Raw genomic sequence first — 24,360 nt, 5'->3', positions numbered from 1 at the left:
TTTGCATTGAATCAGCTTTTTTCTATGGAGGGAGAGAACTGATGAAAAAGATCAAATGGTTATCAAAGCAGCCGAAGGTGACAAGCGGTGTAACGTGGGGCGTGCCATGGAAAAAAGGAGAATTGAAAAAAGGTGACCCTCTGGCGCTTGTGAATGAAAAGGCGGAAAGCCAATTTGTGCAAAGCGAACCGTCGGCCTATTGGCCGGACGGGAGCATCAAGTGGACGAAGCACGCGGCGGTGTTCGGCGGACAGGAACATCAAAGCTTTACAGTGCAAATAGAAGAAGCCCCGCAGCCAATAGAAACCCTCAGCATCAATGAGTCAGAGCATGACATGCAAGTGGATACAGGAACGCTCGTCTGTACCATCCATAAAACAGGCTCCGATCTCATTCAATCATTGCAGATCAACGGAAAGCCGATCGCCGCAGGCGGGAGGCTCGTTGCCATAAGAGAAACGAGACGGGAGTCGGCGGCGGAAACGGTTCTTTTTCAGGAAGCGTCTATCAGCCTCATCAAACGTGCGGTGATTGAGAAGCAAGGCCCTGTCAAAGCGGTGATCAAAATAGAGGGTGTGCATATCCTTCAAAAAACAAATGAGGAATGGCTGCCGTTTGTGGTCAGATTGACGTTTTATGCCGGGCTTTCTGAGATCGGCATCGTGCACTCGCAGCTGATCGACAGAAATGGCAAACAAGAATTCATTAAAGGGCTCGGCATCGTGTTTGATCTTTTTTTGGAAGGGGAGCCGTACAACCGCCATTTCCGTTTTGCGGGAGAGAAAGGGATGTATAAAGAACCCGCCCAGCTGTTTGGCACACGTAAATTCAATGAACGGTATCCGCTTTATCAAAAGCAAATCAATGGCGAAACGCTGTCACCAAGTGAAGAGCATAAAGAATGGTTTGCTCACGGCACACAGAACGCGGTTTGGAATGATGTCAAAATCGTTCAGGATTCCAGCGATCATTACAGCCTGTCAAAACGGACCGGAAAAGACTATGCGTGGGTCGGCATGCTGCATGGCAGCCGGGCGAAGGGGCTCTTCTATGCGGGCGGCGAAAATGGCGGCATGGCTCTCGGCCTGCGGTATTTCTTTGAAAAATATCCGTCAGCACTGGAAATCAAAGGTCTCGCCAGCGGCCATCCAAAAATGACCGTCTGGCTTTGGCCCCCGGACGGAGAAGCGATGGATTTACGGCATTATACAGGAAACACCTATGTGGCCAGCGCTTATGAAGGCTTTGATGAAATGCGTTCTGACCCGACCGGCATTGCCAACACAAATGAAATCAGCCTGTCGTGTTTTTCGCGCATGCCGTCTGAGGATGCCCTCAATGCGCTCGCTGACAAATGGCAAGCGCCGCCGCTGCTTGTATGCGAGCCGGACGTCTATTACGAGTCAAAAACGCTAGGGGTTTGGAGTGTCATCGACACCTCCCATCCGCTCAAAAAAGAACTGGAAGAACAGCTCGACGCTGCCTTTCAATTTTACAAAAAGGAAGTAGAGCAGCGCAGGTGGTACGGGTTTTGGCATTATGGCGATGTCATGCATACGTATGATCCGATCCGGCATATGTGGCGCTATGATCTGGGCGGATACGCATGGCAAAACAATGAGCTCGTTCCGACCTTATGGCTGTGGCAGGCGTTTTTCCGCTCAGGCCGTGAGGATATCTATCGCATGGCAGAAGCCATGACCCGCCACACGAGCGAAACGGACAGCTTTCATCTCGGTGAATACGCGGGTCTTGGCTCACGGCATAACGTTGTGCATTGGGGATGCGGCTGCAAGGAAGCGAGGATCAGCATGGCCGGTCTTTATAAATTTTATTATTATTTGACGGGAGATGAGCGGACGGGAGATCTTTTGACAGAAGTGAAGGACGCCGATTACGCCCTCGTCAAAACCGATCCGATGCGCGCTTTTTACGAGAAAGGCAAGCATCCGACCCACGCCAGAACGGGACCTGACTGGGCGGCGTTTTGCTCGAACTGGCTGGCGGAATGGGAGCGAACCGAGAATCCAGATTATCTCAAGAAAATCCAAACGGGCATCAGCTGTCTGAAGCGGCTGCCGCTCCGCTTATTATCCGGCCCGACATTCGAATATGATCCGGCGACCTCGATGCTTCATCATATGGGCGACGGCATAGCGGGCGGATATCATATGATCATTGCCTTCGGTGCGCCGCAAGTATGGATGGAGCTGGCTGAGCTTCTTGATGACCGGGAATGGGAGGAAATGCTGAGTGAATTCGGCGAATTTTACACACTCAGTGATGAAGAAAAACGGAAACAAAGTGGAGGAGCGCTTCATGACGGGCATTTTCACTGGCCGATGTTCGCCGCTGCCATGACAGCCTATGCAGCGAGAAACAAACAGGATCAGAATCTCGCCGCCAAAGCGTGGAATCTTTTGCTTGATGATAAGCTGAGCCATACGCCGCTTCCGATCCAACCAGAGCGCATTGAGACATGGACGCAGCTGGAAGAGCTCCCGTGGGTGACAACCAACACCGTCTCTCAATGGTGTTTAAACGTCATTGCGGCGCTGGAATTAATCGGAGATGCCCTTCCGGCAAAAAAAGAGACATCCGGCAAAAAAGGATAACAGCCGGATTTTCATAGGAGAATTGGTGCAAAAAATGAAGATTGCAAGAATTTATGTAAGCGCTTTATATTAGGAGGGGCAAAGGGGAATTGCAAAATGAGAAAAAGGGGGACTTACGCATCATGAAAAATAGAATACGAAAAAAATGGCTGGCCTTGCCGCTCGCTGCCATGCTGATCGCCGGATGCAGCAATTCGGAAACATCCAATTCAGCAAGCGGCTCGAAAGACACGATCAAAATCATGGCGCCGCTCTTATCGCCGGAAAGCCCGAGTGAAAAGAGCCCTTCATTAAAAGCGCTCGAAAAATACACAGGAAAAGAGATTAAGGTCACATGGGTGCCTGATTCATCCTACAACGACAAGTTCAACATCGTCATGGCCTCCGGAGAGATGCCTCATGCGATTGTGATTAAAGATAAGTCAGCCGGCTTTATCAAGTCTGTCAAAGCAGGGGCATTTTGGGAGCTGTCTCCTTATTTAAAAGACTACAAGAATTTAAGCCAGGCAGATGAAAAGATTTTGAAGAACAGCTCTGTGAACGGCGAGGTGTACGGAATCTACAGAACGAGGGACCTGATCAGAGCGTGTATGATCATCAGAACCGACTGGCTTGAAAATGTCGGTTTGGAAATGCCGGAAACGCTTGATGATTTCTATGAAGTGCTGAAAGCTTTTAAGGAAAAAGATCCTGACGGTAACGGCAAGGATGATACGTACGGTATGGTCGTCCCGAAATGGATGGGGCTCGGCAATGGAAGCCCGTGGGATGTTCTGCAAATCTGGTTCGGCGCACCGAACCGTTACGGCGTTGAAAATGGAAAGCTCATTCCTGATTTTACAACGAAGGAGTACATGGATGCGCTCAAGTTCTTTAAAAAGCTTTATGATGAGGGCTTGATCAATAAGGACTTTGCGGTCATGGATTCAGCGAAGTGGAATGATCCGGTTGTGAAAGGAAAAGCGGGTGTCATCGTTGATACCGGCTCCAGAGCGTCTCAAATCCAAAGCGCGATGGAGGAGGCGGATGAGTCGAACAAGGATGTGATTGACATCGTCGGCTCGCTTGAGGGGCCGAATGGCAAGCGCACCTTCCCGACATCCGGCTATTCAGGGATGATCACGATACCAAAATCAAGCGTCAAAACCGAAAAAGAGCTGAAAGAGGTGCTGTCCTTCCTGGATAAAATAAATGATAAGGAAGCGCAGATTCTCACGAACAACGGAGTGGAAGGCCGCAATTATGAGCTCAAGGACGGCGTATTCACCTCGCTTGAAAAAAACAACAAATCCCTTCTTTATGAGCATGAAGGCTTGGCGCAGTTCAGCATGTCGATTCCGAAAAGCGAGTATTACATCGAAGACCAGAAAACAAAGCTCTTTCAGCATCGCAAGGACATCATCACCGAAGGAGAAAAAATAGCCGTCTTTAACCCGGCTGAGTCGCTTGTATCTGATGTCTATACCCAAAAAGGAGCCCAGCTTGACAACATCATTCTCGACGCGAGAACGCAATTTATCATCGGAGAAATTGATGAAAAAGGATTCGGGGATGCGGTGGAGCTTTGGGAAAAAAGCGGCGGCAATGAACTGATGAAGGACTTGAACAAATTGTATCAATCGACAAAATAAACCGATGCGCCTGCCGTTCGGCGGGAGCGCCGGTATCACGAAAGGAGAACAGATATGGAAACTGTGCCGAAGAAGGGAGATGCACCTGTTCTCACTGCTGGAAAAGGCATCAGCTGGATGGCTGCGTTCAAACGGGACAAATGGCTTTATCTTCTGCTTATTCCCGGCCTGCTTTATTTTTTGGTATTCAAATACTTGCCGATGTGGGGCGTGCTGATCGCATTTAAAGACTATTCGCCTTATCTCGGCTTCTGGAAAAGCGAATGGGTCGGCTTTGATTATTTCAAAGACTTTTTTATGAATCCGGATTTTTTCCGGCTGCTGCGCAATACTCTTATGCTGGCGAGTCTGGACCTTTTGTTTGCCTTTCCCGCGCCTCTCATTTTGGCCTTGCTTTTGAATGAGGTGAGGAAGGCCGTGTATAAAAGGTGCATCCAAACTTTTATTTACGTGCCCCATTTTGTGTCATGGACAATTGTGGTCAGCATCACCTTTGTTTTCTTTACTGTCGATACAGGTGTGATCAACAAATTGATCATGGGCCTGACAGGTGAGCAGATATCCTTCTTATCGGATGCGGACTGGTTCCGGCCGATGATTGTGATGCAAAGCATCTGGAAGGAGACGGGCTGGGGCACGATTTTATTTCTGGCCGCGCTGGCGACAGTTGATCAGGAGCAGTATGAAGCCGCCATTATGGACGGAGCGGGCCGGTTCAGGAGAATGTGGCATATTACGCTGCCGGCGATCAGAAGCACCATTATCGTTCTGTTAATTTTAAGAATCGGCAGCTTTTTGAATCTCGGCTTTGAACAGGTATATTTGATGACGAACTCGCTCAACCGGAGCGTGGCTGACATTTTTGACACGTACGTGTACATGATGGGGATTACCCAAGGCGCGTACAGCTACAGCACGGCGGTCGGTTTGTTTAAATCGGTTGTCGGGATTATCTTGATTTTCGGCGCCAATTACATTGCGAAAAAGTTTGATCAGGAAGGATTGTTTTAGAGGAGGGAGAGGTATGGCTGACATTCACACTATGCACAACACAAAAGCCGGACGGGTGTTTGACGTCTGCAACTTTCTGTTTCTCGGCGGAGTCGGCGCGATTACCATTTTGCCGTTTTTGTATATTATCGCCGGTTCCTTTGCGACAGAAGCGGAACTCGCCCAGCGCAGCTTCTTTATTTTCCCGAAAACCTTTACACTTGATGCTTACAAGTATGTGTTTTCGACACCGACGTTCATCCGAAGCATGGGCGTCTCCATCTTCATCACCGTGGTCGGGACGGCTGTGCAGCTGTTTTTCACCTTTACGATGGCGTATCCGCTGGCGAAGCGGCATGTGAAGGGACGGAATCTGCTGTTGAATCTGGTCATTTTCTCTATGCTCTTTTCCGGCGGCATGATTCCGACATACCTTGTCGTGAAATCACTTGGCCTTTTGGATACGTATTGGGCATTGATTCTGCCGATGGCGATTAATCCGTTCAACCTGATTATTATCAAAAACTTCTTTCAGCAGCTGCCGCGCGAGCTGGAGGAATCGGCAAAAATTGACGGCTGTTCAGAAATCGGCGTTTTCTGGCGGATCGCCCTGCCGCTGTCAAAGCCAGTCATTGCGACTTTTGCGCTGTTTTATGCGGTCGGGATTTGGAATGATTTCTTCCACGCTCTCTTATATATCAATGACAGTGCAAAATGGCCGCTGCAAATGGTGCTTCGCCAAGTCACAATCTTATCGGATTTAACGGCGACCAATGGCGATACGATGCAAAATGCCGTCCCGCCGGAGCAGGGGATTAAACTCGCCGTCATTGTCATTGCGACACTTCCGATTTTGGCGGTCTACCCGTTCTTACAAAAACACTTTGCAAAAGGAATACTGATTGGTTCGGTGAAAGGTTGAGAAAGGGAGTGTTTCCTATCAGTACGTTAGATCAAATTAAAATCGCCTATATCGGCGGGGGATCCCAAGGCTGGGCCAGAAGCCTGATGAATGATCTGTCGATTGATGAGCGGATGTCAGGCACGGTGGCGCTTTATGATCTTGATTTTGAAGCGGCTCAGAAAAACGAAATGATCGGCAATCACAGCGGAGAAGGCAGATGGAGGTACGAAGCGGTTTCTACTTTGAAAAAGGCGTTATCGGGCGCGGATATCGTCATCATTTCTATTTTGCCGGGTTCATTGAATGATATGGAAGTCGATGTCCACTTGCCTGAGCGCTGCGGCATTTATCAATCCGTAGGTGATACTGTCGGGCCGGGCGGAATCATCAGAGGCTTGCGGGCTGTTCCGATGTTGGTGGAAATTGCCCGGGCAATAAGAGACTACGCACCTGAATCATGGGTCATCAATTATACAAACCCGATGTCTGTCTGTACAAAAGTGCTGTATAAAGTGTTTCCCGGCATCAAAGCGATTGGTTGCTGCCACGAGGTATTTGGCACGCAAAAGCTGCTGGCGGAAATGGTCAAAGAAAGGCTCGGAGTAGAGGTGCTGCGGCGTGAAGATATCCGCGTCAATGTCCTGGGCATTAACCATTTCACATGGATCACGGAAGCCTCTTACCGCCATATTGATCTGCTGCCTGTATTCCATGAATTCAGCGCGCATTATGGGGAATCAGGATATGAGCTGGAGGGGGAAAGCTGGAGGGACAGCGTCTTTCGTTCGGCGCACCGTGTGGCGTTTGATTTATTTGATACGTATGGCGCCATCCCCGCTGCGGGTGACAGGCATCTGGCGGAATTTCTTCCCGGCCCTTACCTCAAACAGCCTGAGTCATGGAAATTTCATCTCACACCTGTATCATTCAGAAAACAAGACAGAGAGGAGAAACGAAAAGAATCAGAACGATTAATCGTGCAAAAACGGGGCGCTGCCGGGAAGGCCTCGGGAGAAGAAGGGGTGAACATCATAGCGGCTCTTATCGGAGTGGGTGAACTTGTCACGAATGTAAATGCGCCGAATCAAGGCCAAGTTTCCAATCTTCCTTTACAAGCGATTGTCGAAACGAACGCCTTGATTACCCGCAACAGCGTCCAGCCGATTTTCTCTGGAGCGCTGCCGAAAGGTGTGGAAATGCTGGCGTCTAGGCACGTATCCAATCAGGAGGCAGTGGTGGAAGCCGGTTTGACAAAGAATCGCACGCTCGCTTTCCAGGCCTTTCTCAATGATCCGCTTGTCACGATTGACCGCAGTGATGCAGAACCGCTTTTTGATGACATGCTGGCAAAGCACCAAATGATGTGAAAAACGTCAGCCGGCGAACGGGCTGATTTTTTTATCGAAATCAGCAGTTTCGGTTTAGAAAAAGTTCAGTTGTCCATAATGGTAGTAGCTCTTAAGAAGTAGGTGCTATCAACTGTGGGAGATTATGTAAATGTAGCAATTGAATTAGTTTGCGGTCTCGGCATTTTATTTGTCATTTTGAAATTCCTTGGGAAAACCCAATTCTCTCAACTCACCCCGTTTGACTTTATTTCTGCCTTAGTTTTAGGAGAACTGGTCGGAAATGCCGTCTACGATCATGAAATCAAGATAAAAGAAATTATTTTTGCTTCACTCCTATGGGGCTTTCTTATCTTTTTAATTGAATTGATTACACAAAAACTAAAAGGAACCAGAAAGTTTCTGGAAGGCGAACCGAATATTGTGATTCATAAAGGAAAAGTGAAATACAAGATGCTGAAGAAAAACAAGCTCGATATTAATCAGCTGCAAAGCCTTCTAAGGCAACAAGGGTGTTTTTCGATTCAGGAAGTGGAATATGCGATTCTGGAAACAAACGGAATGATCAGTGTACTCCCGAAAGCCGATTTCGGTAAACCGACCAGAAAAGATATGAACCTTCCGATAAATGAAGTGTCTTTGCCGATTACGTTAATTCTTGATGGGGAGATTGTGTATGATAACCTGTCAGAAGCGGGTGTGGATGAACAATGGCTGAAGCAATCGCTGCAAAAGCAAGGCGTTGAAAAGGCTGAGGACGTCCTATACGCGGAGTGGCATGCCGACCAGCCGCTATATGTCACCACATATAGAGAAGGCAGTTCGTCATGACCGTAAAAAAGAGCTTGCAGCTCATGCAAGCTCTTTTCATTATTCATGAGTCCCTTGTTTAACAGCTCTTACATGATACATGCTCACTTCAGTGCTGATCAGGTAGTCAGGCTTTGGTTTGCCCTTGTTCGCTTTATGGCCGGCGATATGCGCATCGCTTTTTTCCCATTGCTTCCAGTAATCCTCAGATTCCCAGCGAATCATGACAACAACTTCCTCATCACCGCGGCGGACGTTTTTCTCAAGCACTGTTACATCAATTATGCCTTCTTGTTTTTCAATGATTCCTTCAGCACTGAAACGTTCGATTACTTTGTCTGCATGGCCTTCTTTTACCGTCATTTTTCTCAACTGAACAAACATCTGTCTCTCTCCAATCATTCTCATATATGAATAATTGTAAATGAAATTCATTCTCAATGTCAAAGAAAGAGCACGGCGGAATAAAGCTACCGTCATCGTTATTCTTTTAATAAAAATACATTGCCGTCTTCGTCCTTAAATTGAACGAAGGTGCCCCACTCCATTTGATTGGGCTCACCAAGAAATTCTATACCGTTTGCTTTCATTTTCTCGTATGTACCAAAGATGTCTTCACATTCAAACACGATGGAAGCTTTCATTTGTTCAGAGCCTTTCATCATGGCTTTCGGGTAAATGACTAAACGAGTCTGGGCTCCTTTTGGCGCAACCTCCAGCCAGCTTACGTCAGGTCCCATCGGGTGGTCCGCCGCAATATCAAAGCCAACCTTCTCCGCCCAAAATTGCTTCGCTTTTTGCTGGTCCTCAACATATACAGCAACAGTGCCAATTTGTTTGATCATAGGGAAACCTCCAATTTGAAAGATAATGATACTATAACCTATTCCTGGCCGAAGTAACATAAAAAATCAGCCGGCAAAACCGGCTGATTTTTCGATTAATACGAGCAGCTTACAACATCTATCAAATTTGTGTCTAAGGCGAAATAAATCCAGCGCCGCCGGTAAGAATCCCAATAAAAGCCGCCGACGGATCTTCTGCCAAGGATAATCGGGTAGAACCAGAATGAGCTGCCGTTGGTTAACCAAACATAGGTAAATCGGAAGAGGCATGGCTGAATGGCAACGGGCTCAACTAAATAAGTGCCTGCTTGAGCGCTCTGCGGCTTTTTCGGTTTCGCCGGTTTTTGTGAAGGCGGGGGACCCTGCGGCGCGCCGCCGCCGATGCCAGGAACGGAGCCGCCGCCGATACCTGGCACAGCGCCGCCGCCAATGCCAGACCATGGATAGCCATCTGGATAACGGTAATCATATTCAAAAACAGGCCATGGTTCATAAAAATGCCCGGCAAACATATAAGGATCAGTATAATACATGTGATAACGTCCTTTCTCATTGTAAACTGTACATCTGCAGTTTATGCATGCGGACTTAGATTGGTGCATTCGCCTATGGATAAAACTGGAATGCGCTCCGGAGGCAGAATCATATCATTTTTCTCTAGTCCCATTCACAATTCCGATTTATACTTTTATAATAAAAGAGCTTCTACTATGAAAAAGGAGACAGACCGTGAATATCGATCAATTATTATATCAATATATCATAGACAACACTGCGGATATTACTGAGAAATGGTTCAGTTTACGATGTCAGCTGAAAGGTGAGCTATATTCCGCCGACAATTTAAGTGAAGAAATGAAAAAGCAGTTAACCGAGCAGCATACGTTTACCAATATCACAATCGCAAGCGCGTTTTTGGAGGATCAAACTGAGTTTCAAAAAAATCTGGCAAAATGGGCGCTAACCGTTGCGAAAAACAGGGTAGAGCAAGATGTTCAGGTGCATGAGGTCGTAGAAGCCATCTCAAACTCCAGAATCTCATTCTGGGGCGCAGTCGTTTCTTTTATAAAAGAGAATCGGGATATCGTCACAAATCAGGATGCCGACCGATGGAACCGGATTGTGAATCAGTCGTTTGATAAGCTGATTATTGAGTTTTCTGAGCAGTATCAAAAATTTATGCTGCTGAGGCTCACGTCTCAGCAGGAACTGATTTCTGAGCTGGGTTGTCCGGTGATTTCCATTGCAGATGGAATCGGGATATTGCCGCTTATCGGCTCCATTGATACAAAACGGGCACAGGTCATTTTAGAAACAGTGCCGGTCAGCTGTATCGAGAGAAAAATCACAAGCCTTGTCGTTGATCTTTCGGGTGTTCCGATTGTGGATACCATGGTGGCGCAGCAGCTGTACAACCTGTCAAAAACACTTTTCTTACTAGGCGTAAAAGCTGTATTTTCAGGGATTCGCCCGGATGTGGCCCAGACATCGATTCAATTGGGGCTTGATTTCAGTGAATACGAAACGTATGGCACGCTGAAGCAGGCATTAGAAAACATGGGCGTCCGCTGTATTGTGGAGCAATTAGAAGAAAACAAATAGGAAGTTGTTCAGGCATATGATTGTCCGCCAACGGATGATCATATGCCTTTTGGCTTTCCCAACCAACCTCAGTTTTGGCACCGTGACAGTTCTTGATTTGCCAAAAGGTATTGAATAGAAAATCATCGTTTGTCGCTGAAAAGGAAAGAAGGGAGTCTTGGCGTAAAGGCGTTTGGTTTCTTTAAATTTTCCTTAAAACACATACATATTTCATCCAATTTTTATATAATAGACCTTTAAGATCATATTTTGGGAGGATTTTTGACATGCAAGCTACGGTTCACGAGAGTAAGCAATCGATCATGCAGCGTATTTTGACAGTCTTTGTTTTCACATTATTAATCGCGACTGTCGGTCTTTTTATCGGCCAATTTGTTCCTGCCGCTTTGATGCTGCCGCTTTCTATTCTTGAAGTGGGAATGATTATTCTGGCCTTCTGGATGCGCAGAAAAAAAGCGGTTGGGTATGCGTTTGTATATACATTCGCGTTTGTTTCCGGCATCACCTTATTTCCGATCGTCAGCCACTACGCTTCCATCGCCGGCGCCTATGTCGTGCTTGAAGCCTTTGGTTCTACATTTGTCATTTTTGCTGTTCTAGGCACAATCGGCGCGAAAATGAAGAAGGATTTATCCTTCCTGTCGTCATTTCTGCTAGTTGCCGTGCTCGCACTTGTAGCGGTCGGCATTTTCAACATTTTCAGTCCGTTAAACTCAGCGGCGATGATGGCGTATTCCGTGATCGGAACCATCGTCTTTTCCCTTTACATTTTGTATGATTTGAACCAAATCAAACACCGCCATATTACGGAAGACTTAATTCCGGTTATGGCATTATCGCTGTACCTTGACTTTATCAACTTGTTCATCAACCTGCTTCGTTTCTTCGGCATTTTGAGCAGCGATGATTAATCAGAGAGCGCCTGTCATTGATTGGCGCTTTTTGTATGTATGTGATCAGGTAACAGTTAAACCATGATTGAGTCTAGTCCTCGCTTAATTCTTCTTACACCCTTTTCGATTTCCTCAAGGCTCAGATGGCCGAAGCCAAGCAGCCATTTTGAATTATGGCTTTGAGATAATCTAGTATAATCATTTGCCGGATAGATATGAACCCGTTCCTTTTTTAATGCCTGCTGAAACTTGTCACTCGGATGATCATACTGAAAGTCGACCGCTAAATGAAGACCTGTGCTTTCACCCATAATGCAAATGGATGAAAATTCTTCCTTCAGCAGTTTTGTTAACAGATTATTTTTTTGCTTATATATCTTATTGGCTTTTCTGATCTGACGGTCAAGGTGGCCCTGTGAAATAAATTCAGCAAGTGCTTTCTGCTCGAAAAGGGAGGAATGCAGGTCGTTGTACCACTTTTCTTTTCTGCATTGTTCAATCAGTTCATCGGGCAAAATCAAATAGCCGATACGAAGAGCGGGCGACAATGTTTTACTGAATGTGCCAATATAAATCACACGGTCAGGATCAAGCTCATAGAGCGAACTGATAACGGGGCTAGTATAGCGAAATTCACTGTCATAATCATCTTCTACAATATAAGTGTTATGGTGCCTCGCGTATTGAATTAATTCAATTCTTCTTTGAATCGGCAGTGTTCCGCCGAGTGGAAATTGGTGGGATGGCGTCACATAGATCAGCTTTGGGGCTTCTTTGAATTTAAGATGTTTGGTGACTGCACCCAGCTGGTCTACTTCAAGAGAGTGCATTGAGCAGTTCTTTTGGTTGAATATTCGGTAAATATCAATTGAACAAGGATCTTCTAAGCAAATTGAATCACCAGGATGAACCAAGGCATGAGACAAAATAGAAAGTCCTTGTGCGGCCCCATTTGTAATGATGATGTTTTCACTGGAGCAGCAAATTCCTCGTTTTAAATAGAGATAATCAGCTAAAGCCTTTCTCAAATCATACAGTCCCTCAGGTTTGCCATACCCGAATAACTGCTTTGGGCTATTTTTCATCGTTTCACTGTACACCCTTTGCCATTGAATTCTCGGAAATAAATGCAGGTCGGGCATTCCCGTTTTGAAATCTACAATATCCCCGGTATCAGTATGACAGCGATTAGTGAGAATAGCAGGTTTTTGGTCTTCTATATTCTTACGTTTTGCACAATCTAATAAAACACCTTTGGATATAAAGCTCCCGGCCCCTTGCCTACTTTCAATGTATCCTTCGGCATATAGCAATTCATAGGCCGAAATGACAACATTTCTGGATATCTTTAACTCTTTGGAAAGTTCCCTTGTTGAAGGGATTTTCCATCCATCCTTTAGCCGGCCCGATAAAATTTCTTGTCTGATTTGGATGTAAATCTGTCTTGTAAGCGGTACTTTTGAGCTTTTATTTACCTTAATCCAAAGCATAGTGCGCACTCCTTCATTGTATAAAATACTTTTTTAGATAAATTATCAGAAAGAAATTTTATCCATTTTATAACGATTTTCGATATAAAATGGTACTGCTGTTTTTTTTGGTAATGGACCTATAATTGTAAATACTACCATGATATATTAATTACGCAAGTGAGAGATTGTTTAACAATATAAGGAAAAAGGAGTGTTGGAGTGACAGCGTTTAATCGTTATATTAAGAAAATAATAAATGGGAAACACCTCAACAGAGAAGAAGCCTATCAATGTATGAAACATATATTGGAAGATGGTTACAATGCAGTGCAAACAGGAGCGCTGCTCACCTCGCTTACGATCAAAGGGGAAACAAAAGACGAGCTGATTGGTTTTGTCCGTGCGATACGGGACAAAATGATACCCTTTGAAAGGACTAAAGAAGTGCTTGATACATGCGGAACAGGCGGTGATGGTAGCAATTCGTTTAATGCATCAACGACAGCCTCCCTGATTTCTTCTTCTGCAGGCATACCCGTAGCCAAAAACGGAAACAGGTCTTCTACCAGCAAATGCGGAAGTGCTGATTTATTAGAAGCGTTAGGGCTTAACATAGGATTGCCCGCAATACAATCACAGCAACTGTTAGAATCAACTGATTTTACCTTTTTATTTTCTCAATTCTTTCATCCGAAACTTAAAAAACTGGCGTCTATCAGAAGAAATCTGACTTTTCGGACTTGTTTTAATTTAATTGGACCTTTGTGCAGTCCAGCAATGCCTGAAAGACAGCTGTTAGGTGTGCCCGATCCAAAGCTGATCCCATTTTTCGCCGAGTTATTACTGGAATTAGGGGTGGAAAGAGCTTTAATTGTCAGTAGTATGGATGGGTTAGATGAAATCAGTGTATCAGCCCCTACCTCTATTTGTGAGATAGATCACAAAGAGACGAAAGAATATATCATTCATCCAGAACATTTTAATGTGTACTGGCGCAATGCCGAAGAGGTCAGATGTGACAGTTTAGAAGATAGCGTCAAGGCTTTTTACAGCGTGTTAGATTGTCAGCAATCGGCTATTAATGATTTTTGCATTATGAATGCCGGAGCCGCTCTATATCTTGGAAGGAAAGCTGACAGTATAAAACAAGGTACTGAGCTGGCACGAGAGCTGCTAATCTCAGGAAAAGTTAAAGAACATTTTTTTCATATTAAAAATGAAAGTCAGCGTTTGACAGAAGGAGAGCAGCTACATGAACATGTTAGACCAAATTATTGAATACAAGTATTCTGAAGTGATAGAAAAGAAAAAATGCAAGCCTGAGTCGGACTTAATAGATATGATTCAGACTGCCAGGAAAACAAGAGACTTTTATAAAGCGATCCAAAAACCGAATATGTCTCTTATCGCTGAAGTGAAGAAGAAATCTCCTTCAAAAGGCTTGATTCGGAAGGACTTTGATCCGCTCAAACTAGCCAGGATATATGATAAAAGCGGAGCAAGCGCAATCTCAGTACTCATCGATGAAAAGTTTTTTGGAGGCAGTGTGGAGTATTTGAGAAAAGTCGCTAACGACCCAGATATTACAATACCAGTTATGTATAAGGAATTTATTGTTGACCCCTATCAAATCTATGAAGCGAGAGCAAACGGAGCAGACGCTGTTTTAATCATTGTCAGAGCGATAGATCAAACACTATTATCGGAGCTTATTCAATTGGCTTATGACTTAGATATGGATGTACTTACCGAGACGTTTACACCCGAAGAAGTCACAAAGTCCATTGAAGCAGGCGCAAAAATTATCGGGGTAAATAACCGTGATCTGCAAACCTTTGAAGTGGATCTGGAGAAATCAAAAGTAATGAAAAAACGAATTCCTGATGAGTATCTTGCTGTTAGTGAAAGCGGTATCTTAACAAGGCAGGATATACTGGCAGCACAGGAATTGGGATTTGATGGGATGCTCGTCGGAGAAACCATTTTAAGGGCTGATAGTGTAGAAGAGAAAGTGAAGGAGTTAACAAAATTTTGAGCTAGGGGGAGACGAATGTGAATGGTTTATTCGGTGAATATGGCGGAGCATACGTAGCTGAAACACTTGTCAGCAATTTAAATGAATTTGACAGAAGTTTTGAAAGGCTGATGGCTGACAGTACGTTTATTGACGAGTATCATACGCTGCTAAGAGAGTTTGTGGGAAGACCCACTCCACTTACATATTTAAAGCAGCTCAGTACAGCATCCAAAGAAGGGCCTGCCATTTACCTGAAAAGAGAAGATTTGACTCATACGGGAGCTCACAAAATTAATAATGCACTCGGACAGGCGCTTATGGCCAAAAAATTAGGAAAAGAGAGAATTGTTGCCGAAACAGGTGCAGGTCAGCACGGTGTGGCTGTTGCAACAGTTTGTGGTTTTCTCAATCTTAATTGCGTTATTTATATGGGGGCGTATGATGCGGAAAGACAGCGTATGAATGTTCAGCGGATGAAGCTTTTAGGAGCTGATGTAAAACTTGTCCATCAGGGGACAAAAACGTTAAAAGACGCAATTAATGAAGCGATTCGCGATTGGGTTTCTTACGCCGATACGACTCATTATTTGTTAGGTTCAGCGGTAGGGCCACATCCTTTTCCGTCCATCGTCCGCCAATTTCAATCGATCATTGGAAAGGAAGCGAAAGAACAGATGATACAGGCGATCGGGGGGCTTCCGGATTATGTCATTGCCTGTGTCGGTGGAGGAAGCAATGCAATCGGCATGTTCAGCGCTTTTCTTGAGGAATCCGATGTGAAACTGATTGGCGTTCAGGCAGGCGGAGCGGGTCTTGAGAGCGGACATCATGCATCGCCATTGCTGGTCGGACAAAGCGGAATTGTTCAAGGAATGAAAACGTATGTCCTGCAGGATGATGATGGACAAATTCTTGAAACTAAAAGCATAGCACCCGGTCTCGATTATCCTGGAGCGGGTCCGGAGCACAGCTATTTAAAAGATTTGGGAAGAGTGGAATACACGTCTGTAAATGATCAGCAGGCATTAGATGCATTTCAGTTATTATCCAGAAAAGAAGGAATTATACCTGCACTTGAGTCTTCTCATGCTGTAGCCAAGGCAGTGGAACTTGCTAACCAATTAACGGGGGACAAAACCATTTTGGTGAATCTTTCGGGGCGAGGCGATAAAGACTTGGATCAGGCGCTTTCAGCTATCGAAACAAGGCAAAAAGAGGGGGCTTCCTTATGAAACAGCACACAGTTGAAGCGATGTTTAAAGATTTGGAGAGAAAAGGGCAAAAAGCGCTGATTCCATATATTCCGGTTGGATACCCTCGTTTAGATGAAACCATAGATTACATTGAATGCATCAGTAAGGCTGGAGCCGATATGATTGAATTGGGTGTTCCATTTTCTGATCCGCTTGCGGACGGGCCTGTCATCCAGGAAGCAGCGCAGATAGCACTCCAGCAGGGGGTTACTCTTCGAAAATGTTTGGAAACTGTAAAAGCTATTCGGGCAAGCGGAAATACAATACCTATTGCGTTGATGGGCTACTGTAATTCATTCTCTGCTTATCAATTTGAAACGTTTGCCGCAGACGCTGAAGAAGCAGGAGTGAACGCCTTGATCATTCCTGATTTACCGCCGGAAATGTCCGAAAATTGGGTTAATTGCGCAAGGAAGCATCATATTGACATCATTTTCTTCATTGCTCCGACAACAAAGGAAGAACGGATCGAGGTTATTTCTAAAGCCGGATCAGGTTTTGTCTATTGTATTTCCGATCTTGGCGTAACAGGTGAAAGAGATACGGTACCAGTCGATTTACCAGAGTTTATAAATCATCTCAGGGGAAAAATAAAGCTTCCTTTAGCAATTGGTTTTGGCATATCCACACCAGACCATGTCAGAGAAGTCAGTTCATTTGCTGATGGTGCCATTGTAGGGAGCGCGCTGATCAGGCTGATAAAAGAAACACCCAGGGATGAGCGGCTTCAAGCTTTATCCGTATTTATATCTAATTTAAAAGATAGTACAAAATCAGTCCATTTGAATAGATGAGGTGAGAATGTTGAGTGTAGTCAAAATCTGCGGCATCAAAACGATGCTAGAAGCAGAAGAAGCTGTTGCGGCTGGAGCACAGGCTGTTGGGTTCGTTTTCTCTGAGGAAAGTAAACGATACGTTACGCCTCACCAAGCGCGGGAGATCATTCTGAAGCTGCCCCCTTTTGTATCCGCTGTTGGCGTTTTTGTAAATGAAAATCTAACGAAAGTAAATGAAATTGTTGCCAGCTGTAGATTGACATTTGCCCAGCTGCACGGTGAAGAGCCGCCGGAATATTGTGAACGGGTGATTTGTCCCGTGATTAAAACCATTAAAGTAAGGTGTGAACAGGATTTACACGCATTCAGCTGTTATAAAGCGCATTCATTTTTGCTGGATAGCTACGTGAAAGGAAGTCAGGGAGGGACAGGACAAACTTTCAATTGGGAGCTGGCCAAAGACGTTTCCAGCAGGCAACGTGTGATACTGGCCGGAGGGCTGACGCCGAACAATATAACGGAGGCGCTGGAAACGGTTAAACCTCAAGGAATTGATGTAAGCAGCGGTGTCGAAACCGGCGGCAAAAAAGATTTTTATAAAATGAGAGAACTGATCCGGCAATGCAGGCACTACCAAAACGTGAGGTTAGGAGAGAATGCGTCATGCTGCAGCCAATAATCATTGGATTTGGAAGATCGGGAAGAGATCTGCATTTGCGATGTTTACGGAAGGCTGCGGCATCAGAGGAAGCTGAAGACTTGATTCATCAACAGGTCATCGTGATCGATCCGTATATTAAAAACAATTCCTCCGAAGATGTGGCGTTTTGCGGGAGTCTTCAAGAGGCTGCTGTACTTCGGCCATCAATCTGTCAGGATGCTGTTCTGCATATTTGCACTCCACCATCGGCACATATCTCTGTTATTAAGGAAGCTGCTTCGGTTGGGTTTAGACATATGATTGTGGAAAAGCCGCTTACGGATGATGTTGGTGAGATTAATGAGCTGATCAAATCAGTAGAGGAACATCAGCTTGATGTTATCGTTGTCGCGAATTGGCTGTCCAGCCGATTAACCGCTAAAATTCAAACATTTTTAGAACAAAAAACGTTTGGGAAGCTGCAAGCTGTCTATCTGCAGCAGGATAAGCCGAGATTTTGCCGTACACTTGAAAACTCATCACATGGCGATGCATTTGATATTGAGGCACCGCATCAAATGGCGCTCGCGTGCTTTTTACAAGGAGCCGATGCTGAAGTCATCGCTTCGGAGACAAAAGATATGGTGATCGGCCAGCAGCGGTATATGCGCCTTGGCGGAGCGGAAGCTGTTCTTAAGCATGCGAACGGAACCCGTACATATATTGCATCGAATTTAACATCATTCATTAAACAAAGAACCGTTAAAATTCAATTCGAGCAATATACAATTATTGGTCATTTCCCGCCTGATGGAAGCGACAGCTATTCAAACATGTCTATATATAACAGTGCTAACGAAATGATTCATTCAGAATTAATTTACGATGACCCTTTAAGTTTATGTTTTATTGAATACTATCAATATTTCCACGGTATCTCTCAAGTAAAACCAGTTAGTGATATTTATTTTAATCAAAAGGTCATTCAATTACTTGAAGAAGCCAAAGCCAAAAGTGATGCAAAATTACATACAAAAGGAGCAGTCATATGACAGTAAAGAAAGACATGAGGGTTCCATTTTTCTCCGGCAAAATTTCTTTCCACAAACGATGGAGCCAAATCTCAGAGAGACTGGATGAAGTCATTTCAGAAGGTAAATTTATTGACGGAGGTGCTGTCCGCTCTTTTGAAGCAGCTATACAGAATTATACAGGCGCAAAACATGCCATAGCAGTGAACAACGCAACAGACGCACTGCAAATCATTTTGAAGGCGGCGGGCATTCAGCATGGAGATGAGGTGATCGTACCTTGCTACTCCTTTTTTGCCTCAGCTTCGAGTATTGCGAATGTAGGCGCCATTCCAGTGTTTACAGACATTGAGCCTGAAACGTACAACATTTGCCCTGAACAAATTGAAGAAAAAATCACCCCAAACACAAAAGCAATTATGGTTGTTCATCTTTTTACACAAATGGCTGATATCAAAAAGCTGAAAGAAATTGCAGAAAAACACAATCTGATTCTGCTGGAAGATAGTGCCGAGGCGATTGGTATGAAAGCTGAAGGTCTCCATGCCGGCCTTCACGGTCTGGCGGGTGTCCTATCCTTTTTTCCAACAAAAACGCTGGGAGGAATTGGCGACGGGGGCATGATTCTAACCAATGATGATGAGTTCGCTAAAACCTGTCGTTTACTTAGGCATCACGGCAAACAGGGGACAGAGTATTATCATGACATCATCGGTTATAACAGTAGAATGGATGATATTCAAGCAGCGGTCTTAGAGGAGAAATTAAGACATTTGCACGAAGATATTGTCCGCAGAAAAAAATTGGCAGAAAGATATGATGAAAGACTGAAAGAGCTTCATCCCGTAGTAACGACGCCAACAGTTGTGGAGAAACCATATCGTGCTGTCCATGTATATTATGTGTATTTAATAGAAGCTGATAACAGAAGTGAACTTGCAGCTTATTTGCAAAAAAGAGGAATAGAAACAGAAGCTTATTATCCATATCCGCTTCATGTGCAGCCATGCTTTCAGCATCTCAATTATAAATATGGAGACTTCCCGCATGCTGAGAGAGCATCAACTCGTGCGTTAGGCCTACCGTTATACCCAGACTTAACCGAAGATGAGCTTGATTATGTGTGTGATGTTATAACAGACTTTTACGAGGGTGGAGGCAACTTATGATACAGCCATATCAAAACTATCAATTGAGATATAAAAATGAGAAAGAAAGAATAAAATCTATCGTTTACGAAGCGGGAATGTCAGATCAGTTTATTTTAAAGGAAAAGGTCGCTCGTCTTGAAGAAAAAATAAAAGAATATACAGGTGCTCCTTACGCAACGGCAGTATCGAACGGCACTTCTGCCTTGATCATCATATTGAAAGCACTTGGTGTCAAACCCGGTGTGGACGTCCTGACGCCGGCATTCTCCTTTATTGCGACAGCGAGCTGTATTTCTCTTCTCGGTGGAAACCCGATATTTGTCGATATCGATAAGAAAACAGGAATGATTGATCCTGATGATGTTAAGCGGAAAATAACACCTTCGTCCCGCGTCATCATTGCTGCACATTTATTCTCTGTCATGGCTAATATGCATAGATTGAGAGATATTGCAGATGAGCATGGACTGTTTTTGGTCGAAGATAGTGCCGTCGCGCTCGGGGGAACTATAGATGGCGTATCAGCTGGACTATTGGGTGACATCGGCCTGTACTCGTTTTTCCCTGCAAAACCGATCGGGGGGATTGGTGACGGGGGCATGATTGTCACCAAAGATGATGAATTAGCAGCAAGATGCAAAATGCTGAGAAACCATGGTCAAGAAGCAGGCAAACGGTTTTATCACACTTTAATAGGCTATAACTATCGAATGGATGAACTAGTGGCCGACTTCATTACACAGCGGCTGGAACAGTTGGAGCAAATCATAGAAACACGAGGTGAACTTGCGGAACTGTATCATAAAGAGCTGGCATCTTCCGCAACTTATGTATCCTTGCCTCCAAAAACGGAGTATCAGCGAGTGTACTACACATACCTTGTACAAGCTGAATACCGTGATGAGCTTCAGTCATTTTTAGAAGAGAAAGGGATTGAGACTGTTGTTTTTTATCCTCTTGCCATTCATGAGCAAAAAGCTTATCAGCATTTGGGGCATCAGCAAGGAGATTTCCCAAATGCGGAGCAATTCGCGAGTAAGAGCTTAGCGTTTCCTTTGTATCCTGAGATGAGACATGCCGACGTGCGCCAGATCACAGAAAGGGTGAATGAATTTTATGCGGCTAAACAACATTAGTCTTAGCGGGATAGCGGATGAAGCTGCCCAAACGCTTGATATGCAGATTAAAGCTCATCAAATGCTGGGGTGGCAGAGCATTGAGCTCCGGTCTATTCAAGGTTTATCTATTGATGAACTTGACGAGGATGCCTTCAATGATGTGATTTCTTTGATCCAGTCGCATGAAATGAAAGTAACTGCTATTTCTTCAAAAGTGGGAAATTGGGAAAGACCAATTACATTCGATAAGGAAACTGAAACAGAAGAACTAAAAAGAATAGCTGAACGCATGCACCGTCTGAAAACACGTTACGTTCGGATTATGTCTTATCCCAATGACGGATTAGAGCCGCAGGAATGGAAGGAAAAAGTCATCGCTCGCGTCCAAGAGCTGACAACATTAGCGGAGCAGGAAGACATTATTTTGCTGCATGAGAACTGTGCCGGCTGGGGCGGACAAAGTGCAGCGCATACAATTGAATTAATCACATCCATAAACAGTAAAGCATTAAGGGTTTTGTTTGATATCGGAAACGGAATCACTTACGGCTATGACAGTTTATCCTTTTTAAAGGCTGTTGATCCTTATGTGGAGTACGTTCATTTGAAAGACAGCTTGAATGATGGTCAGAACATTCATTTTACCTTCCCAGGAGCCGGTGAATCGAAAGTGGCGGAGTGTTTGGCTTATTTAGCAGATCGGGGTTATAAAGGCGTCATATCGATTGAACCGCATATTCATCTGATTCCTCATCTTGGTGAATCTCCCGGTAATCAGAACGATCTCTTTGCTTCATATATTAGTTATGGAAGGGAAACGGAGCAATTGGTCAGGTCGATCATGAAAACAGGAGTAAACAATGGCTGATTTATTTACTGAATATTATGTCGATTTATTGACGGATTTGCTGAATATCAACACGATAACTCCGATGGAAACAGGAGTTGCCGGACACCATGAATACGCGTTGAAACGTTATGCAGAAGCTGCTTCACACCTAGGGTTTAAACAGGTTTATTTTGCTTCTCCGATGGAAAATTATATTCTCAGACCTGAAATACCGGGGGCTGTAAAAGAGATGTATGCAAAAATGGGCGATGCTTTTTTAAGCTCGCAGCCCAATCTGGTTATGGAGCTGGGTGATTCACAGGAACGAGAAGCAACCATTATGTTCAACTTTCATATCGATACAGTTGAAGGATACGAAATGGCAAGCTATCGAAATGAGAGTTTTTTTGGTCGGGGAGCCGTTGACATGAAGGGACCGGCAACTGCGCTGTTGGCGGGGCTGCAAGCAGCTCTTGAGAAAGAGCCCTCGCTTACCGGAAATATGAAGGTGCTCATACAGGCTGTCTCTGGAGAAGAGGGAGGCGCAATGGGAGTGTATGGGACAAAGCTTCTTTGTGAAAGAGGATACGTTGGCGCTCTGAATGTATTTATAGAACCGACGGAACGTTTATTTTTCGATCATTCCACAACGTCAATGACTGTACAAATCACTGTTGATGGAAACGATTCAACCGACGATGCCCCTGCTGCAGGTCATAATGCCACCTTGGTTTTAGGATTCCTCGCTCAGTTTATGGCGAAGGCGCTATCAAAGCGCTTAAACGATACGGATGCAAAAATGTGCCTTTCCGGTTTGCATACAGGCCGCATGCACAACAAGGTGTATGGATCAGGGGTTCTTAAGTGGAATTTCGCCTACTCTTCAATGGAGCAGCACAATGTAATTGAGAAGCTTGTAGAAGATAGCTATTCCGAAGCGATGAAAGCCTTTGTTTTTCAATTTGCCGATGTTCCTGATGCTGCAAAAACTGTAAGAGAAATAGACAGTATATGTACCTTAACGTGGGTGAAGAAGGAACTCCCAGTATTAAATAATAAGAATAAAGCAAAAAGAGCTTTACTCGAGGAATCTGGCTTGAAGCTGCTTCCCCGTCATATGCAATCAAAAGCGTTTACCTGTGATGCGATGTGGGCGCAAGGTGACGGAATGTATACGGTTGTATATGGACCAGGCAGCCTGGAAATCAATAATGCACACGGAAAAAATGAATATATCGAAAAGGCTGAATTGGAGAAGTTCAGCATGGACATCAAAAAGCTGATTTTACATGTTAATGAGAAAACAAAGAAACGGGTGCTCAAATGAACTTTTACACATTTAAAGAAGATCAGTTATCTGAGTTTGTCAAAAATACTTTTATTCATCACGGTTTGCGGGACGATCATGCTGAAACTGCTGCCGCTGTGCTGGCATACGCCGATTTAAACGGATTCTCAACACATGGAATCGCCAACTTGGAAAAAATCTACTTAACGAAAATTCAAAACGGCGATATGAATCCAAAAGCCGAAGTGCGGCATGTCATCGACCATCAGGCGATTTCGGTTTTAGATGCTCAGCACGGCATTGGGCTCGTCGTTGGTGATACGGCGATGAAAATTGCAATTGAAAAAGCGAAAACGTTCGGTGTCGGGATGGTAACCGTCAGAAACAGCTCTCACTTCGGGAGTGCAGGCTATTACAGCCATAAAACATTACAAGAAAATATGCTTGGTTTTTCCATGACCAATTTAGGTTCACAAGGAGTGGCACCGCCGATGGGGGGGACGGTAAATATGCTTGGTACAAACCCTATCAGTGTAAGCGCACCTTCACAAGAACTGCCGCCCTTCTTATTAGATATGAGTACGACTGTTGCAGCTACCGGGAAAATAAAAGAAGCCGCGAGACAGGGGCGGTCTATTCCTGAGGGATGGCTGGTCAACAAGGAAGGCCAAACGACAACAAATCCGCATGACTACATTAATGGACAAGGGTTTATCCAGTACCTTGGCGGAAGACCGGAAATGGGAGGAAATAAGGGATACGGCTTGGCGCTGTTAGTAGATATTCTATGCGGACTGCTTTCAGGGGCGGACATCGGCCCCCATTCCGGTGTATTGTCGAATAAAGGGTCTGGGGAGAATGACTATAATGTCGGCCATTTCTTTATGGCCATCAATATTGATGCATTCGTTCCAGTCTCACAATTCAAACACCGTATGGAACAAATGCTAAGTACGCTAATGGCTTGTCCAACAACACAAACAGCCGAACAAGTCATTTATCCAGGTTATCTTGAAGGGGTGAAGAAGAAGGAGAACATTACGGTAGATGAAGTGGTATTCAGTTCTTTATCCAACTTAGCGAAACAGACGGGAATTAGCATACCTAAATATACACAGGATTCAAAAGTCTATTCTTAATCAATTGGGG

General features: G+C 44.7%; 23 protein-coding genes. 19 read left to right on the top strand and 4 right to left on the bottom strand.

Annotated elements, in window-relative coordinates; translation table 11 throughout:
* Positions 1-41: 41 nt before the first annotated feature.
* The 6 genes from V6D44_RS16120 to V6D44_RS16095 all read left to right on the top strand — a co-directional run bounded on the left by V6D44_RS16120 (position 42) and on the right by V6D44_RS16095 (position 8,317).
* Positions 42-2,615, top strand: a complete 2,574-nt coding sequence (locus tag V6D44_RS16120; RefSeq protein WP_333516724.1) for an exo-rhamnogalacturonan lyase family protein — start codon at positions 42-44, stop codon at positions 2,613-2,615.
* 122 nt (positions 2,616-2,737) lie between these two features.
* Complete coding sequence (locus V6D44_RS16115) at positions 2,738-4,246, top strand: extracellular solute-binding protein (protein WP_087992636.1); 1,509 nt, start codon at positions 2,738-2,740, stop codon at positions 4,244-4,246.
* 54 nt (positions 4,247-4,300) lie between these two features.
* Entirely contained in the window at positions 4,301-5,257 is a 957-nt protein-coding gene (locus V6D44_RS16110; RefSeq protein ID WP_087992496.1) for an ABC transporter permease, read from the top strand.
* A 13-nt stretch (positions 5,258-5,270) separates the two neighbouring features.
* Positions 5,271-6,158 (top strand): carbohydrate ABC transporter permease, encoded by an 888-nt coding sequence (locus V6D44_RS16105; protein ID WP_333516723.1) that lies wholly within the window; start codon positions 5,271-5,273, stop codon positions 6,156-6,158.
* An 8-nt stretch (positions 6,159-6,166) separates the two neighbouring features.
* The gene (gene lplD, locus V6D44_RS16100) at positions 6,167-7,507 is read left to right on the top strand and encodes an alpha-galacturonidase LplD (RefSeq protein WP_333516722.1); all 1,341 of its coding nucleotides are present in this window, start codon (positions 6,167-6,169) and stop codon (positions 7,505-7,507) included.
* Between the two features lie 114 nt (positions 7,508-7,621).
* The gene (locus V6D44_RS16095; protein ID WP_087992498.1) at positions 7,622-8,317 is read left to right on the top strand and encodes a DUF421 domain-containing protein; all 696 of its coding nucleotides are present in this window, start codon (positions 7,622-7,624) and stop codon (positions 8,315-8,317) included.
* A gap of 39 nt (positions 8,318-8,356) precedes the next feature.
* Here the strand turns inward: V6D44_RS16095 and hmoA are convergent, their stop codons facing one another.
* From hmoA to V6D44_RS16080, 3 genes are all read right to left on the bottom strand, one after another.
* Complete coding sequence (gene hmoA / locus V6D44_RS16090) at positions 8,357-8,680, bottom strand: heme-degrading oxygenase HmoA (RefSeq protein ID WP_141113415.1); 324 nt, start codon at positions 8,678-8,680, stop codon at positions 8,357-8,359.
* A 98-nt stretch (positions 8,681-8,778) separates the two neighbouring features.
* Positions 8,779-9,141, bottom strand: a complete 363-nt coding sequence (locus tag V6D44_RS16085; RefSeq protein WP_087992499.1) for a VOC family protein — start codon at positions 9,139-9,141, stop codon at positions 8,779-8,781.
* Positions 9,142-9,236: 95 nt separating this feature from the next.
* Entirely contained in the window at positions 9,237-9,674 is a 438-nt protein-coding gene (locus V6D44_RS16080; protein ID WP_333516721.1) for a hypothetical protein, read from the bottom strand.
* Positions 9,675-9,870: 196 nt separating this feature from the next.
* Here V6D44_RS16080 and V6D44_RS16075 point away from each other — a divergent pair, with 196 nt between their 5' ends.
* Together V6D44_RS16075 and V6D44_RS16070 are read left to right on the top strand one after the other, a co-directional pair.
* Positions 9,871-10,743, top strand: coding sequence for an STAS domain-containing protein (locus V6D44_RS16075; RefSeq protein WP_087992501.1), 873 nt, complete (start codon positions 9,871-9,873; stop codon positions 10,741-10,743).
* A 266-nt stretch (positions 10,744-11,009) separates the two neighbouring features.
* Complete coding sequence (locus tag V6D44_RS16070) at positions 11,010-11,654, top strand: Bax inhibitor-1/YccA family protein (RefSeq protein WP_087992502.1); 645 nt, start codon at positions 11,010-11,012, stop codon at positions 11,652-11,654.
* 56 nt (positions 11,655-11,710) lie between these two features.
* On the opposite strand, the gene pdxR is transcribed toward V6D44_RS16070, so the two are convergent.
* Complete coding sequence (pdxR, locus tag V6D44_RS16065) at positions 11,711-13,126, bottom strand: MocR-like pyridoxine biosynthesis transcription factor PdxR (RefSeq protein WP_253268909.1); 1,416 nt, start codon at positions 13,124-13,126, stop codon at positions 11,711-11,713.
* A 201-nt stretch (positions 13,127-13,327) separates the two neighbouring features.
* Here pdxR and trpD point away from each other — a divergent pair, with 201 nt between their 5' ends.
* Genes trpD through V6D44_RS16010 form a run of 11 tightly spaced genes read left to right on the top strand, consistent with a single transcriptional unit; the run spans position 13,328 to position 24,350 of the window.
* Complete coding sequence (gene trpD, locus V6D44_RS16060; protein WP_253268910.1) at positions 13,328-14,386, top strand: anthranilate phosphoribosyltransferase; 1,059 nt, start codon at positions 13,328-13,330, stop codon at positions 14,384-14,386.
* Positions 14,361-15,143: an indole-3-glycerol phosphate synthase TrpC gene (trpC, locus tag V6D44_RS16055; RefSeq protein ID WP_253268911.1), complete on the top strand. Its 783-nt coding sequence runs from the start codon at positions 14,361-14,363 to the stop codon at positions 15,141-15,143. The genes trpD and trpC overlap by 26 nt, the downstream gene beginning before the upstream one ends.
* 17 nt (positions 15,144-15,160) lie before the next feature.
* Positions 15,161-16,357 carry a tryptophan synthase subunit beta gene (trpB, locus tag V6D44_RS16050; protein ID WP_253268912.1) on the top strand — a complete coding sequence of 399 codons (1,197 nt, stop codon included), beginning with the start codon at positions 15,161-15,163 and terminating at the stop codon, positions 16,355-16,357.
* Positions 16,354-17,172 (top strand): tryptophan synthase subunit alpha, encoded by an 819-nt coding sequence (gene trpA, locus V6D44_RS16045; RefSeq protein WP_253268913.1) that lies wholly within the window; start codon positions 16,354-16,356, stop codon positions 17,170-17,172. Before trpB ends, trpA begins: the two co-directional genes overlap by 4 nt.
* A gap of 7 nt (positions 17,173-17,179) precedes the next feature.
* Complete coding sequence (locus tag V6D44_RS16040) at positions 17,180-17,833, top strand: phosphoribosylanthranilate isomerase (RefSeq protein WP_253268914.1); 654 nt, start codon at positions 17,180-17,182, stop codon at positions 17,831-17,833.
* Entirely contained in the window at positions 17,818-18,846 is a 1,029-nt protein-coding gene (locus tag V6D44_RS16035; protein ID WP_253268915.1) for a Gfo/Idh/MocA family protein, read from the top strand. The genes V6D44_RS16040 and V6D44_RS16035 overlap by 16 nt, the downstream gene beginning before the upstream one ends.
* Positions 18,843-19,994, top strand: coding sequence for a DegT/DnrJ/EryC1/StrS family aminotransferase (locus V6D44_RS16030; protein ID WP_253268916.1), 1,152 nt, complete (start codon positions 18,843-18,845; stop codon positions 19,992-19,994). The genes V6D44_RS16035 and V6D44_RS16030 overlap by 4 nt, the downstream gene beginning before the upstream one ends.
* Positions 19,991-21,112 (top strand): DegT/DnrJ/EryC1/StrS family aminotransferase, encoded by a 1,122-nt coding sequence (locus tag V6D44_RS16025; RefSeq protein ID WP_253268917.1) that lies wholly within the window; start codon positions 19,991-19,993, stop codon positions 21,110-21,112. The genes V6D44_RS16030 and V6D44_RS16025 overlap by 4 nt, the downstream gene beginning before the upstream one ends.
* Positions 21,093-21,962, top strand: coding sequence for a sugar phosphate isomerase/epimerase family protein (locus tag V6D44_RS16020; RefSeq protein WP_253268918.1), 870 nt, complete (start codon positions 21,093-21,095; stop codon positions 21,960-21,962). Before V6D44_RS16025 ends, V6D44_RS16020 begins: the two co-directional genes overlap by 20 nt.
* Positions 21,955-23,250, top strand: coding sequence for a M20/M25/M40 family metallo-hydrolase (locus V6D44_RS16015; protein ID WP_333516720.1), 1,296 nt, complete (start codon positions 21,955-21,957; stop codon positions 23,248-23,250). Before V6D44_RS16020 ends, V6D44_RS16015 begins: the two co-directional genes overlap by 8 nt.
* A complete protein-coding gene (locus V6D44_RS16010) occupies positions 23,247-24,350 on the top strand; it encodes an Ldh family oxidoreductase (protein ID WP_253268920.1) in 1,104 nt (367 codons plus the stop codon). The genes V6D44_RS16015 and V6D44_RS16010 overlap by 4 nt, the downstream gene beginning before the upstream one ends.
* Positions 24,351-24,360: the final 10 nt, after the last annotated feature.

It is taken from the genome of Bacillus sp. 0209A, from assembly GCF_036765095.1.
Lineage (GTDB): Bacteria > Bacillota > Bacilli > Bacillales > Bacillaceae > Bacillus > Bacillus subtilis_G.
This window is presented reverse-complemented; position numbering and strand designations above follow the sequence as displayed.

Excerpts from the sequence above, each read along its gene's own strand:
- hmoA (WP_141113415.1), bottom strand. The coding sequence starts at position 8,680 with ATGTTTGTTCAGTTGAGAAAAATGACGGTAAAAGAAGGCCATGCAGAC.
- V6D44_RS16040 (WP_253268914.1), top strand. The coding sequence starts at position 17,180 with ATGTTGAGTGTAGTCAAAATCTGCGGCATCAAAACGATGCTAGAAGCA.
- pdxR (WP_253268909.1), bottom strand. The coding sequence starts at position 13,126 with ATGCTTTGGATTAAGGTAAATAAAAGCTCAAAAGTACCGCTTACAAGA.
- V6D44_RS16035 (WP_253268915.1), top strand. The coding sequence starts at position 17,818 with ATGCTGCAGCCAATAATCATTGGATTTGGAAGATCGGGAAGAGATCTG.
- V6D44_RS16085 (WP_087992499.1), bottom strand. The coding sequence starts at position 9,141 with ATGATCAAACAAATTGGCACTGTTGCTGTATATGTTGAGGACCAGCAA.
- V6D44_RS16015 (WP_333516720.1), top strand. The coding sequence starts at position 21,955 with ATGGCTGATTTATTTACTGAATATTATGTCGATTTATTGACGGATTTG.
- V6D44_RS16025 (WP_253268917.1), top strand. The coding sequence starts at position 19,991 with ATGATACAGCCATATCAAAACTATCAATTGAGATATAAAAATGAGAAA.
- trpA (WP_253268913.1), top strand. The coding sequence starts at position 16,354 with ATGAAACAGCACACAGTTGAAGCGATGTTTAAAGATTTGGAGAGAAAA.
- V6D44_RS16010 (WP_253268920.1), top strand. The coding sequence starts at position 23,247 with ATGAACTTTTACACATTTAAAGAAGATCAGTTATCTGAGTTTGTCAAA.
- trpC (WP_253268911.1), top strand. The coding sequence starts at position 14,361 with ATGAACATGTTAGACCAAATTATTGAATACAAGTATTCTGAAGTGATA.
- V6D44_RS16070 (WP_087992502.1), top strand. The coding sequence starts at position 11,010 with ATGCAAGCTACGGTTCACGAGAGTAAGCAATCGATCATGCAGCGTATT.
- V6D44_RS16105 (WP_333516723.1), top strand. The coding sequence starts at position 5,271 with ATGGCTGACATTCACACTATGCACAACACAAAAGCCGGACGGGTGTTT.
- V6D44_RS16080 (WP_333516721.1), bottom strand. The coding sequence starts at position 9,674 with ATGTATTATACTGATCCTTATATGTTTGCCGGGCATTTTTATGAACCA.
- V6D44_RS16030 (WP_253268916.1), top strand. The coding sequence starts at position 18,843 with ATGACAGTAAAGAAAGACATGAGGGTTCCATTTTTCTCCGGCAAAATT.
- V6D44_RS16020 (WP_253268918.1), top strand. The coding sequence starts at position 21,093 with ATGCGGCTAAACAACATTAGTCTTAGCGGGATAGCGGATGAAGCTGCC.
- V6D44_RS16110 (WP_087992496.1), top strand. The coding sequence starts at position 4,301 with ATGGAAACTGTGCCGAAGAAGGGAGATGCACCTGTTCTCACTGCTGGA.
- V6D44_RS16115 (WP_087992636.1), top strand. The coding sequence starts at position 2,738 with ATGAAAAATAGAATACGAAAAAAATGGCTGGCCTTGCCGCTCGCTGCC.
- V6D44_RS16120 (WP_333516724.1), top strand. The coding sequence starts at position 42 with ATGAAAAAGATCAAATGGTTATCAAAGCAGCCGAAGGTGACAAGCGGT.